The sequence below is a fragment of the Aquimarina pacifica genome (assembly GCF_000520955.1).
In the GTDB taxonomy this organism is placed as follows: Bacteria; Bacteroidota; Bacteroidia; order Flavobacteriales; family Flavobacteriaceae; genus Aquimarina; species Aquimarina pacifica.
This window is the reverse complement of record NZ_JACC01000021.1, coordinates 15,984-29,507: the sequence shown is the minus strand read 5'-3', so window position 1 is coordinate 29,507 and position 13,524 is coordinate 15,984. Positions and strand designations below refer to the sequence as shown.

The 13,524-nt window shown below is 32.4% G+C and carries 10 protein-coding genes and 1 other RNA gene; 10 read left to right on the top strand and 1 reads right to left on the bottom strand.

The annotated features are described in order from the left end of the window. Positions 1-470: 470 nt before the first annotated feature. The 8 genes from DZ60_RS0111725 to DZ60_RS0111680 all read left to right on the top strand — a co-directional run bounded on the left by DZ60_RS0111725 (position 471) and on the right by DZ60_RS0111680 (position 10,659). Positions 471-2,273 carry a polysaccharide lyase family 7 protein gene (locus tag DZ60_RS0111725; RefSeq protein WP_025742258.1) on the top strand — a complete coding sequence of 601 codons (1,803 nt, stop codon included), beginning with the start codon at positions 471-473 and terminating at the stop codon, positions 2,271-2,273. Positions 2,274-2,914: 641 nt separating this feature from the next. After that, positions 2,915-4,747, top strand: coding sequence for a polysaccharide lyase family 7 protein (locus DZ60_RS0111720; protein WP_025742257.1), 1,833 nt, complete (start codon positions 2,915-2,917; stop codon positions 4,745-4,747). 506 nt (positions 4,748-5,253) lie between these two features. Further along, on the top strand, positions 5,254-5,559 hold the full coding sequence (locus tag DZ60_RS25750; protein WP_081740481.1) for a T9SS type A sorting domain-containing protein: 306 nt from the start codon (positions 5,254-5,256) through the stop codon (positions 5,557-5,559). Positions 5,560-5,955: 396 nt separating this feature from the next. Continuing rightward, positions 5,956-7,170: a sensor histidine kinase gene (locus tag DZ60_RS0111705; RefSeq protein ID WP_025742255.1), complete on the top strand. Its 1,215-nt coding sequence runs from the start codon at positions 5,956-5,958 to the stop codon at positions 7,168-7,170. Between the two features lie 23 nt (positions 7,171-7,193). Further along, positions 7,194-7,589: a DUF6660 family protein gene (locus tag DZ60_RS0111695; RefSeq protein ID WP_241448740.1), complete on the top strand. Its 396-nt coding sequence runs from the start codon at positions 7,194-7,196 to the stop codon at positions 7,587-7,589. A gap of 48 nt (positions 7,590-7,637) precedes the next feature. Then, a complete protein-coding gene (locus DZ60_RS0111690; protein ID WP_025742253.1) occupies positions 7,638-9,824 on the top strand; it encodes a TonB-dependent receptor in 2,187 nt (728 codons plus the stop codon). 2 nt (positions 9,825-9,826) lie between these two features. After that, entirely contained in the window at positions 9,827-10,243 is a 417-nt protein-coding gene (locus DZ60_RS0111685) for a Fur family transcriptional regulator (protein WP_025742252.1), read from the top strand. A gap of 53 nt (positions 10,244-10,296) precedes the next feature. Further along, a complete protein-coding gene (locus DZ60_RS0111680; protein ID WP_025742251.1) occupies positions 10,297-10,659 on the top strand; it encodes a DUF3703 domain-containing protein in 363 nt (120 codons plus the stop codon). 125 nt (positions 10,660-10,784) lie between these two features. Here the strand turns inward: DZ60_RS0111680 and ssrA are convergent. Beyond that, positions 10,785-11,184: a transfer-messenger RNA gene (ssrA, locus tag DZ60_RS24695) on the bottom strand. Between the two features lie 155 nt (positions 11,185-11,339). Between ssrA and DZ60_RS0111675 the strand changes: the two genes are divergently transcribed. Together DZ60_RS0111675 and pyrF are read left to right on the top strand one after the other, a co-directional pair. Next, positions 11,340-12,545 (top strand): NAD(P)-dependent oxidoreductase, encoded by a 1,206-nt coding sequence (locus DZ60_RS0111675; protein ID WP_025742250.1) that lies wholly within the window; start codon positions 11,340-11,342, stop codon positions 12,543-12,545. Between the two features lie 24 nt (positions 12,546-12,569). After that, complete coding sequence (gene pyrF / locus DZ60_RS0111670; RefSeq protein ID WP_025742249.1) at positions 12,570-13,394, top strand: orotidine-5'-phosphate decarboxylase; 825 nt, start codon at positions 12,570-12,572, stop codon at positions 13,392-13,394. Positions 13,395-13,524: the final 130 nt, after the last annotated feature.

Genomic DNA, 13,524 nt, shown 5'->3' with positions numbered 1-13,524 from the left:
AATTAATAAATATCGAAATTTATTTCGATTAAAACGATACTAAACTATGTAACAAAAATATATAACTGCACAGAAAACTTTTTTAATTAGTTGTCAGTATCACAATCATAATACTACTTACCTATTTAAAAATATTAATTGCACAGAAAATGCAATTATGGGGACTTCTATGTGACTATATTTAACCACCATTATGATTTTGATAATTTCAAAAGCCTTTTTTGAATAATCATTAATAGTTCGAGGGTTTATTTTCGATATAGTCAATCATTTTATTTCTAGGTTTTTTATTTCGCAGTCTACAAAAAGATATCTATTAAGTACTAATTTGAAAAGTCAATTGAATTATACTACGACTCCAAATAGCTTAATATTTCAGTTTGTATTAAAAATGCAAACAATTTTTAATAATAAAATTTATACATAAGAAACACTTTTACTAACATTAATTACTAAACTAAAAAAATACTATGAAAAAATTGAAAACGAAAGGGAAGGAGATGATGATTTCTTTTAGGTCAGACAGAATTTTTAATACAATTACTCTATTACTTTTATCTTTTTTGGCTTTTAATTGTGCTAATGAAGAATTTCAGGACTCAGAAATTATTGACGGAGGGTCTCAAAAAGCATCAGTTACAATTGAGAACCCAGGGTTTGAGTCAGGAAAAGCAAGCTGGGGAGATGAAAATAATTATGCAATCTCAGGAGATGAGTATTCTGGGTCTAAAGCAGCAAAGGTAACAAGTTCTTCTGGTAAGATAGAACAAACTATAAGTCTTAGTTCTAATACAGATTATGTATTAACAGCATGGGTTGATGGTAATGGTAAAATATCTATCGGCGGTCAAACTAATGATTTTGATGTTGACGGATATACAGAAGTTTCTGTGTCATTTAATAGTGGAAGTTCTTCTTCAGCTACGATTGTAGGGACAAGAGATAGTGGAGATGTTAGATTTGATGACTTCGCCTTAAATAGCACTGGTAGTAGTGGAGGTGGAGATGATGGTGGTTCAGGTGGTTCTTCTGATGAGAATTTAGCCTTAGGAAAAACTGCAGAACAATCTTCAACTGCTTATAGTGGTGAAGCTAGTAGAGCTGTTGATGGTAATACTTCTGGTAACTGGAGTGATGGATCTATTACGCATACTTCAAGTACATATAGACCATGGTGGCAAGTTCGATTGGGAGAAGAGTATGCAATTGGTGAAATTGTTATTTGGAACCGTACTAACTGTTGTAGTAGTAGATTAAGTAGTTTTGATGTATTCCTATACAACGATAATGGTGATCAAGTTAAAAAAATATATATAGAGGATACACCTAATCCATCAGTTACAATTGATACAGATGGAGCAGTAGCTTCTAGAGTTCGTATTAAATTAAGAGGTACAAATCCTTTGTCATTGGCAGAAGTTCAGGTATTTGGAACTGGTAATGGAGGTAATGATGATGATGATGACGAAGAAGAAGAGGAAGAAGAAGAAGAAGAAGAGGAAGAGCCAGGAAATACAGGTGGTAACCCATCAAGTATTTTAGCAACTTTAGGTGAATGGAAAATTACATATCCACTTGATGAAGATGGTAATGATAGTACAAATGATAGTCAAAGTGGAAATGATTGTGATGATAGAAACAATGATGCTTATGAAATGAGAGATCTTACAGGAAGTATTCCTGCTCCATATTCTGATTACTTTTACGTAAATGGAGATGAAGTGTTCTTTAAAGCACATTGTGGTGGAGCAACAACAAGCGGTTCTTCTTATCCTAGATCTGAGCTGAGACAAACACCTGGAGGTGATGATAACTACTGGAGTATGGATGATTATCAGTATTTAGATGTACGTGTTAGAGCAGTACACTTACCAGTAGAGAAGCCAGAAGTGTCAATGGTACAGATTCATGGTCCTGATGATGAGCCACTAAGAGTTGAGTACAGAGCAGATGATCAGGGATTACATGTAGTGCAAAATGAAGATAGTACTGCAGAATATGTATTGCCATATTCTTTAGGTCAACAATTGCGTGTTACTGTAATTGTTAATAATGGAAATATTACTTGTGAAATCATTAATGAAGATACAGGAGATTCTTGGGATGATACTTGGGAAGCTGAGGATTCTACAGGGTACTTTAAAGTTGGATGTTATACACAATCAACGATGTTCCTAGAAGATTGTAAGTCAGGAGAAGGGTATTCTAATGAGTCACCATCAGCATATGGTTTAGTTGCTGTAAAAGATTTGTCATTACAGGTGACATATTAATAAGTAAATAATTGAGAATAGCTAGTATCTATGCTGTGTGTATAGAATAGATGCTAGCTATTCTTATTTTTAATAAGTTCGTTTTACTTTTTTTGCCCTAAATTTTGAACCGAACTAACTAACCATTTTTTATCCCAAATCTACTATCACCTACATATTTTTTTAATGGTTTTTGGTATTAATCTCAATACAAGCAAGCCTAATTAAAAATTAAACTGTTCTTTTCGTATAAAACTTCTTCAATTTTGAACAGAAACTTTGGATTATTCTAGATTCAACAAGATCAGGATATCAAAAAAACTCAAATAGTATTTAATTCCCAACGAATTCTAGCTACTTTATTACGCATTATCGTGCGCCTAGAGTTTTTATTTCATGTTTATCTACATTTGCCGTCGTTGCATAAATAGCAGTGTTTTCTGCTTAATATTTTGACAAAAAAATAAATAGTTTTGTAAATAGATACATCTTCTTATTTGCTCCATTTTTGCTATTTAGTAGTATACGTGCATTTTATTTGATTGATAATTAGGTTTTTAGTGCCGTTATGTTCATCTCAAAAGTGTGCCCAAAGATTTTAATTATTACACAATCATTACCATAGTTTAACCATACACAGATTAATTTGCAAACTCTTAAAAATGAAAAATTCAAAAATTAAAAAGAAAAAGAATACTTTTCTATGGCGCGGTAAAAGTATCAATGCACTCGTTTTACCTCTTTTATCGATTTTAGTATTTAATTGTACTAATGAAGAGTTCCAGAACTCAGATGTTATTGATGAAAACTCTCAAAAAAAATATGTTGTAATTGATAACCCAGGATTTGAATTCGGAAAAACGGGTTGGGGAGATGAGAGTAAGTTTGCCATTTCGGGAGATGAACATTCAGGATCCAAAGCGGGTAAGGTAACAAGTTCTTCTGGAAAAATAGAACAAACAGTAAATATAAGTACAAATACAGATTACGTACTTACGGCTTGGGTAGATGGTAATGGTAAGTTATCTGTAGGTGGTCAAACAAAAGATTTTGATGTTGATGAATATACAGAGGTTTCTATATCATTTAATAGTGGAGCTTCGTCTTCGGTGACGATCGTTGGTCTTCGAGATAGTGGAGATGTTCGTTTTGATGATTTTGAATTGATAAGTACGGGAACAAATGATGGAGGAGACTCTTCGGGAGATAATTTGGCCTTGGGTAAAAAAGCACAGCAGTCTTCAATGGCATATAATGGTTTAGCAGGTAAAGCTGTTGATGGTAATACTTCTGGTAACTGGAGTGATGGATCCATTACACATACTTCAAGGACATACAGACCATGGTGGCAAGTTAGATTAGGAGAAGAATATGCAATAGGAGATGTTGTTATCTGGAATCGTACAAATTGCTGTTCTAGTAGATTGAGTAGTTTTGATGTATTCTTATACAATGATAAAGGGGATCAAGTTAAAAAAATATATATAGAGGATACGCCTAGTCCATCGGTAACAATAAATATGGATGGTGCAGTAGCTTCTAGAGTTCGTATAAAATTAAGAGGTACTAATCCATTGTCGTTGGCAGAAGTTCAGGTCTTTGAGTTTGGAGATGCCGATGGTGGTAATGGAGATGATGGAAATGAAGGAGGAGACGATGATGATGACAATGACGATGATGAAGATGAAGATGACGATGACGGAGATGATGAAGATGATGAAGATGATGACGATACTATTATTCCTAGTGGAGATAACCCGTCAAGTATACTGGCTACGTTGGATAAATGGAAAATTACATATCCTTTAGATAGTAATGGTAATGATAGTGAAGGAGGAGGAAGTGATTGTGATGATAGAAATAGAAATGCCTATGAAATGAGAGATATTACGGGTAAAATTACAGCTCCTTATTCTGATTATTTTTATGTAAGTGGCGATGAAGTGTTTTTTAAAGCGCATTGTGGTGGAGCAACAACAAGTGGTTCTTCTTACCCTAGATCTGAGCTTAGACAAACACCTGGGGGTGATGATAACTATTGGAGCATGGATGACTATCAGTACTTAGATGTACGTGTTAGAGCAGTACACTTACCAGTAGAGAAGCCAGAAGTATCCATGGTACAGATTCATGGTCCTGATGATGAGCCACTAAGAGTTGAATACAGAGCAGATGATCAAGGGTTACATGTAGTGCAAAATGAAGATAGTACTGCAGAATATGTATTGCCATATTCTTTAGGTCAACAATTGCGTGTTACTGTAATTGTTAATAACGGAAATATTACTTGTGAAATCATTAATGAAGATACAGGAGATTCTTGGGATGATACTTGGGAAGCTGAGGATGCTACAGGGTACTTTAAAGTTGGATGTTATACACAATCAACGATGTTCCTAGAAGACTGTAAGTCAGGAGAAGGGTATTCTAATGAGTCGCCATCAGCATATGGTTTAGTTGCTGTAAAAGATTTGTCATTACAAGTGACATATTAATAGAATAAAGAAAATTATAAATAATAGCTGGTATCTCAGAAACCTTAATAAGGTTGGGGGCCAGCTATTTTTTTTGAGAGTTCTTTTGTGTTTACGCTTAATTTATATTGAGTCAGGATCTTAGTCAAAACCCATCATTATCTTGTTTTATTTATTAGCTGATTTAAAGAGGTTGTATATCAGGTATTTACTTTTTTACTTGTTAATTGTGATACACTTTGCATAAAGTATTTTCTTCCTGATTTAGAAATTAGGAGTTCGGTTTTACCGAATACTAATTAAAATTCTACAAATTCTAGTTTTGTTAATAGACATAATCATTTTTGATAGAAAGCTCTCTTATTTATGTAGTATCTTCGTTACGATAGATTAGTCGTTTATTTTGATACGTTATTACTTAAGAAGTATATGTTTTAATTGCTTTTAATCCTTACTAAAGAAAACTAATGGTGTCAGCAATGAAATTTTGAAAATACTTTTCTTTAACTAAAAATGAAAATTTCGTTATTTTATTTAATAACAATTCAGAGACTCCAGAATGCATAGATGAAAATGAGCAAATTTCTAATAAATTTGACTTCGAAAAGATAAGAGTATATCCTATTCCTACAAAAGGGGAGTTAGGTATTTCTGGATTAGAAAGTGTCAATTATTCTATTGAAATTATTGATATGCAAGGGAAGAAGGTTTTTATGAAATCTTTAAGTGCAGATGTCTCATCTATTAATGTAGAAAGTTTAGAAGTAGGTGCGTATATGTTAATTATTAATAGAGGTTCAATAAAAAAAACTGTCTTATTTACTAAAATATAAGTGTCTGAAATTTTGTAGATTAAAGTGTTGTTAGTCAATATTTTAAATTTTTATTATAATTCAATGATTTCTTTGGTGATAGTGAAAAAGAATTATTAATTTGTAAGTATGTAATGTTTATGGTATTTATATGACTAATTTCTGGATCCTTTATGAGGTATGTATGATGGTTGTTATAATGTAAAACAGGTTCTAGACGATGAACGTTTTTTTATTTAAAACGTTAGCTTAATACGTCTTTGTTGCAGGAGTTAATTAAGAAGATATAACATTGAGTTAGTGGCAATATAAATAGTAAAATGTATTTAAATAAATAATCTAAATTAATAAAACGAGTAACCTCGATAAGTCGTTTTATTAATTTAAAAGTTATTAAATTATAACGAGGCTTATTACATGATATCACCAGAATATCCGCATAACGAAAAAGAACGTCAGATAGCTGTTGAAAAATATCAGTTATTAGATACAGGGGCAGAAGATGATTATGATACAATAACTTCCTTAATGTCCTATATCTGTGATGTTCCGATTTCATTAATTACGCTATTGGATAAAGAGCGTAATTTTCTGAAATCACATTATGGTGTTCCTTTTAATGAATCACCTAGAAATATATCTTTTTGTGGTCATACTATTCTTTCTGAAGAACCAATCACGATTATTGAAGATGCAAGAAAAGATCATCGTTTTGAAGGAAACCCTCTGGTTACTGATTATAAAGCCATTTTTTATGCAGGCGCCCCTTTGGTAGATTCTGATGGTTTTAAATTGGGGACATTATGTGTTTACGATCATAAGCCAAGAAAGCTTAGTGAAAAGCAATTAGATGCGCTTTTGGCAATGTCAAAACAAGTGGTTAGTCTTTTTGAGCAAAGATATCAGAATTTTAAACTTATTAAATTTCAAGAAACATTAAGAAAAAGAAACGAAGATTTGCAAAAATTTGCAAGTAGAGTTTCTCATGACCTCAAATCCCCTCTTGCAAATATAATTTCGATTACAGAACTATTAAAAGATAGTAATGAGGATAAGTTAAATGAAGAGTCTTTGCAATATTTAGAGTATCTAAAAATATCCTCACATTCCTTAAAAGATTATATCGACGGAATCTTAAGGTTTTATAAAAATGATGATTTACTCAAGGCAGCAAAAGAAACCATAGAAATATCTTCACTTATAGAAGAACTAAAAAATATTACTGACACAGAGCATGTTATCAATTTAATATGTAAGAGCGATATAGAAGAAATTTACACCTATAAATCTGCTTTGATGCGAATTTTAATTAATTTGGTTACCAATGCTATTAAATACAACTCAAAGCAAGATATAAAGATTGAGATACGAATTTCTGAAGACGATGATTTCTATAATTTTTCTGTTACAGATAATTCTGATGGCATTCCAAAAGAATATATTGATAAAATTTTTGAATTATTCTCGGTTGTTGGGGTTGCAGATCGTAATGGAAACATGGGTACAGGGATTGGGCTTGCTTCTGTAAAAAAGATTGTTAATAATTTGGGAGGGCAAATAAGTGTTACGTCGGTTCTCAATGAAGGAAGTACTTTTGATTTTTCCTTATCAAAATTTTCTAAAAATTTATAAGATTTTTTCTGTCAGCAGTACCATTGAAGATATTTTTAAGTAAACTTTCGGTATCTTTTGCACAACCATTGCATCTAAAAATTAATATCTTTGAAGTAATGAAATTATTAAGTACCATATTAGCACTTATAATTTTTGCTTTATCAGCAAAACCTTGTTCTGATGGTCAACATTTTGAAGATTCAAATCATGAAGAATCGAGTATAGGACACAATCATGAAGAAGAACATAATGATGATTCTTGTTCTATAACTTGTATTTGTAATTGTTGTGGTATGTCAATTACTTATGAGCCATTAGCAACGTTTGAACTCATATTTTACACCAAAATTTCTACACATTTAATATCAACTTATGAGCCTATTTATAGGTTTGACTTTCACTCTAATATTTGGCAACCACCGAAGATAATTGGCTAAAATAAAACGATTTTAAATCAATTTTTAGTTAATTATAATTACATTTTAATGAATAAATATTTATTGGGCTTAAAGCTCATGTTATTCCTATGCCTGTCATTACAGGCACAAAAATCTGATATACGTATAAAAGTTATAACAGATTCAGAAAATGAACCTTTGATGGGTGCCACAGTTTATTTTGGCGTTTTAGAAAAAGGATTAGTTACCAATTCTGATGGTATTGTAGACTTTACAGCAATACCTAATGGTCAATATCAAGTGATGATTTCTTTTTTAGGCTTCAAAACATTAGAAAAGGCCATTCGAGTACCCAGCGAAATAGAATTGATATTTAAACTTAAAAAAGATGGTAATGAATTAGATGAAGTCGTGCTTCAATCTACTCGTAGCACAAGAACGGTAAAAGAGATACCTACTCGCATTGAGTTTATTGGAGCAGAAGAATTAGGAGAAAAAACTCTAATGAATCCTACCAATATTTCTATGGTACTTCGCGAAAGCACAGGAATACAAATGCAACAAACCTCTTTAAGTAGTGGTAGCATTAATATTCGTATTCAAGGATTAGATGGACGATATACACAGTTATTAAGAGATGGTTTTCCGCTTTATGGTGGTTTTTCGAGTGGATTAAGCATATTGCAAATACCACCTTTAGATCTTAAGCAGTTCGAAATTATAAAAGGTAGTTCTTCTACTTTATATGGGGGTGGTGCTATCGCAGGGTTAGTAAATATGGTATCTAAAACACCTGATAAAGAACCTACATTAGATATTATGCTCACTCAAACCCATGCTTTAGGAAGTACATCAAATATTTTTTATAGCAAAAGAAATGATAATTTTGGTTTTTTACTCTATGCTTCTGGGCATTATCAAAAAGAATACGACCCTGAAGGTGATGGTTTTAGTAATTTACCACAAACAAAATCAGTTTCATTGAATCCTAAATTATTTTATTATCCATCAGAAAAAACCACCATATGGTTTGGATTGAACGGAATCTATGATGATAGAATTGGTGGGGATATTCTTAAAATTGAAAGTGGAGAAGAAGGAATTCATCAATATACCGAAGAGAATAATTCAAAACGTTTAAGTAGTCAATTTGTTTATGAAACGCAACTAGATGCTACTAGCTCATTACAGTTTAAAAATAGCATTTCCTTTTTTGATAGAAACCTAACTGTTCCCGATTTCAATTTTGATGGTAAACAAACGAATTCGTTTACCGAAATTACTTATCATAAAGGATCAGAAAAAACAGATTGGATAATTGGAGGAAACCTATACACCTTAGATTTTGATGAAAATGATAATATGCCATTACAACGAGACCAAAAAGATGTAACCTTTGGTGCCTTTGCAAATAACATATATGATATTTCAGATCATTGGATTTTAGAAACAGGGTTAAGAATAGATTATAACAACGATTTTGGTTTCTTTCCATTACCAAGAATTTCATTGTTATATAAAGATAACAATGGATTTTCTAGTAGGATTGGCGGTGGCTTAGGATACAAAATACCTGATATATTTACAGAGGAGGCAGAATATATCAATTTTGAAAATATTCTTGCCATAGATAAAACGGCAGTAGATTCTGAACGCTCATACGGTGTTAATTTCGATATGAATTATCAAACACATTTATCTAATGAGGTAGGCTTTTCTATAAATCAATTATTTTATGTAACCGTAATTAATGATGCTCTACTTTTGAATTCGATAAATAATGATTTTTTTCAGTTTGAGAATGCCAATGATGTTATCATTAGTAAAGGAGCCGAAACCAATATTAAATTTTCTTATAAAGATTTTAAGTGGTTTTTGAATTATGCCTTAATTGATACAAGATTAAATTACTTAGCAGGTAAACCGCAAAAGCCTTTAACAGCAAAGCATAATGTAGGTAGTGTGCTGATGTATGAGTCCGAAAAATGGCGAATAGGTTATGAAACTTATTACACGGGAAAACAATTTTTATCAAACGGGACAGAAACCACAGATTTTGTAACTATGGGGTTATTGTTAATGCGTAATTTTAAGTTAGGTAGCGTATTTATGAATTTTGAGAATTTTACCGATAGAAGACAGAGTAGGTTTTCGCCTTTGATATTGCCACCTCATGAGAATCCGGTTTTTCCGGAGATTTATGCGCCTACAGATGGGTTTATATTTAGTGTAGGGCTTATTATTAAACCATTCGGAAACGAAGACCACGATTAGTTATGGAAACAATAGAACAATTATTAGAATCAAAAGATATTCGTATTACAGCAATGCGTTTGTTGGTCTATAAGTTTCTTGTAGAAAAAGAGGTGGCGGTTACTTTAAGTGATATAGAAAACACTTTTGAAAAAGTAGATAGAACTACGCTTTACAGAACTATTAAAACCTTTGAAGAAAAGGATATTGTACATCAAATAGACGATGGTACGGGTATTACCAAATACGCATTATGCGAACAGGGGTGTAGCTGTGATATAAAAACCGATTTACACTTACATTTCCATTGTAACAATTGCAATGAAACCATTTGCTTAACAGAGCATAAAATACCCCAGATAAAAGTGCCAGATGGTTTTGTTTCAGAAAATGTAAACTTGGTTGTAAAAGGAATTTGCGATAAATGTAGCGGGCAATAAATGCACTTCTATTGCACTAACTATTGAACTATTTTTATATAAAATTAGTGATTATGAGATTTAATATAAAAATACCGAGGCATCTTAAAATTGCCTATAGTAAAGAGTTGATTTGTTATCGTTACCATCTAATCAATAAAGAGTATGATATTGCGTGGCACTATTTGGAAAGAAGCCATATTATAGGCCAATCTTACCCCATAGAGCATACCTATTCACATTGGCTAATGCTAAAATTTGGGTTAAGAAAAAAAGATACCAAAGAAGTATTCGGTCAAATTATTAGGTTACTTGTTGGTGGTTGGAAATCATTTATTAATCATATTCCTCGGGGTAATACAGGAGGAGCAAATGTTCCACCATTAAGGTGTATGCCAATTCCTAATGATATTACAGAACTATTGAATGCAAAATAAAAATATAGACGATTCATGTTCGTGGTATTATTATGTTGACTACTATAGTTACAGTATTAATCTGAAAATAATAACTGTTGGTCAAAAATAGAAACTCCCGTAATCATTAATGATTCGGGAGTTTTTTGTGGAGTCGGAGGGATTCGAACCCTCGTCCAAACAAGTAATACAATAGCTTTCTACACGCTTAGTTTTTGTTTAATTTTCGTCGATAAGAAAGACCAAAAACCGCCAACCTATCGCTTATTCTCAATTAGATTTCAAAAACATATCAAGATCCTATGTTTTTTAGGTTTACTTTTACGATACCTCATAATCAATCGCCGTAAACCAAGGCTTTTGAGAGGTATCCTGCTTGTTCACCTTGTGAACCGAGGCACTATCTTACTGAAATTCAGATTATGCAGCTAGGGCGTAGTTATTCTCGCCGTTTAAAAAAGTGAAGTAATAGATTAACGAGCATTAACTTCGTAGCTCGGCGTGCTTACCACTCTATTAATCTCGCTGTCAAAACCAGTCGACCCCGCTATTAATTGGTAAATGCCAAAAGATAAGGTTTTCAATACCAGAGAAATTAAATTTCTTCTCAAGGAACCCTTAAAATGGACGGCAAATATAATTATAATTGTCATATCTTTAGCCGCTATTTCAAATTAACAAAAAATATACCAAACCCTATGATAAAGTTCGGTGTTATTAAAGAAAGAAAAAATCCACCAGATCATCGTGTGGTATTCTCTCCAAAAGGTATTAAATCAGCTAAAGAACGTTTTTCTGAAGCTTCTTTTATAGTAGAGCCTTCCGAAGTTCGAACCTTTGATGACAATGAATATAGAACGATTGGTATTGAGGTATCCGATTCTATGGAAGATTGTGATGTTTTAATAGGGGTAAAAGAAGTTCCTTTATCAGCATTATTGCCTAAAAAAAAGTATTTTTTCTTTTCGCATACAATCAAAAAACAGCCTTATAATAGAAAATTGCTTAAAGCAATACTTGATAAAAATATAGAATTGTATGATCACGAGACAATTATTGGTAGTGATGGATTTAGATTAATTGGTTTTGGTAAATATGCTGGGATTGTAGGTGCCTACAATGCATTTAGAGCTTGGGGATTGGCATATGATGGATTTAACCTTCCTAAAGCCAGTGAATTGTCTGATCAAAATGCATTAGAGAAAGCATTATCAAAAATAGAAATACCTAGTATAAAAATTGTACTTACAGGAAAAGGTAAAGTAGGAGGAGGTGCTAAAGAAATCCTAGATGCAATGGGAATCAAAGAAGTCTCTGTAGAAGAATTTCTGCAAAACTCTTTTGATAGTGCCGTATATACTCAGATAGATGTCCTTGATTACAATAAAAGAAAAGATGGTAAAGTGCTGGGAAAAACGGATTTTTATGTAAACCCTCAAGATTATGAAGGAGATTTTATGAAGTTTGCAAAAGTGAGCGATATGTATATTGCAGGACACTTTTTTGGAGATGGTGCACCTTTTATATTTTCGCGTGAAGACGCAAAATCCAAAGACTTTGCGATTCGATTGGTAGCAGATATTTCTTGTGATATTGATGGTCCAGTAGCTAGTACCATAAGATCTTCTACGATAGAGGACCCTATATACGGGTACAACCCTCATACAGAAACAGAGGTTAGCTATAAAGATACTGAAGCTATTGTTGTCATGGCGGTAGATAATCTACCGTGTGAGTTACCAAAGGATGCAAGTGAAGGGTTTGGGGAAATGTTTCTCGAACACGTGATTCCTGCATTTTTTAATAACGATAAAGATGAAATTTTAGAAAGAGCACGAATAACTAGAGACGGTAAATTAACCAAACGATATACATATTTGCAGGATTATGTTGACGGAAAAGAATAATAAATACAAAATCAATACTAACATATGACAACTCAAGAACTTGTAGCACAGATACACAAAAAGAACTCTTTTTTATGTATTGGTTTAGATGTAGATTTGGATAAAGTTCCAGAACATCTTCTTAAAACCGAAGATCCGATTTTTGAGTTTAATAAAGCAATTATTGATGCAACACATAAGTTTGCAGTAGCATATAAACCGAATACGGCTTTTTATGAAGCATATGGTATCAAAGGTTGGAAATCATTACAAAAAACTATAAAGTACCTTAATGAGAATTACCCAGAGATATTTACTATTGCGGATGCCAAAAGAGGAGATATTGGTAATACCAGTACGATGTATGCCAAAGCTTTTTTTGAAGATTTAGAATTTGATTCTGTTACAATCGCCCCATATATGGGTAAAGATTCGGTAGAACCTTTTTTAGCTTTTGAACATAAGCATACAATATTATTGGCACTTACATCAAATCAAGGTGCCTTCGATTTTCAGACAAAGGATATTGAGGGAGAAGCACTTTATAAGCAGGTATTAGCAATCTCAAAAACCTGGAAAAATTCTAAAAATTTAATGTATGTTGTGGGGGCAACAAAAGCAGAATACTTGGCAGATATAAGAAGGATTGTTCCAGATAGTTTTTTATTGATCCCAGGAGTAGGAGCGCAAGGAGGTAACCTACATGATGTTTGTAAGTATGGCATCAATAAAGATGTGGGGTTATTAATTAATTCATCAAGAGGTATTATTTATGCTTCTCAAGGAGAGGACTATGCACAAGCAGCAGCAGATAGTGCTTTGACATTACAAAAGCAAATGGAAGTTATTTTAAAAGAGAAAACACTTTAGAAATAAAAAGGGACAACAGTATTTCATATTAATAATTATACTTTTGCCCCTTTTTGAAAAAAATAGAATTAACGTCGGTTTGCGTTAAACACTTGTCTTGCATATCCATATAATCCATATGCCATTCCGA

Coding starts and splice junctions, on each gene's coding strand:
- DZ60_RS0111725 (WP_025742258.1), top strand. CDS start 471: ATGAAAAAATTGAAAACGAAAGGGAAGGAGATGATGATTTCTTTTAGG.
- DZ60_RS0111720 (WP_025742257.1), top strand. CDS start 2,915: ATGAAAAATTCAAAAATTAAAAAGAAAAAGAATACTTTTCTATGGCGC.
- DZ60_RS0111705 (WP_025742255.1), top strand. CDS start 5,956: ATGATATCACCAGAATATCCGCATAACGAAAAAGAACGTCAGATAGCT.
- DZ60_RS0111690 (WP_025742253.1), top strand. CDS start 7,638: ATGAATAAATATTTATTGGGCTTAAAGCTCATGTTATTCCTATGCCTG.
- DZ60_RS0111685 (WP_025742252.1), top strand. CDS start 9,827: ATGGAAACAATAGAACAATTATTAGAATCAAAAGATATTCGTATTACA.
- DZ60_RS0111680 (WP_025742251.1), top strand. CDS start 10,297: ATGAGATTTAATATAAAAATACCGAGGCATCTTAAAATTGCCTATAGT.
- pyrF (WP_025742249.1), top strand. CDS start 12,570: ATGACAACTCAAGAACTTGTAGCACAGATACACAAAAAGAACTCTTTT.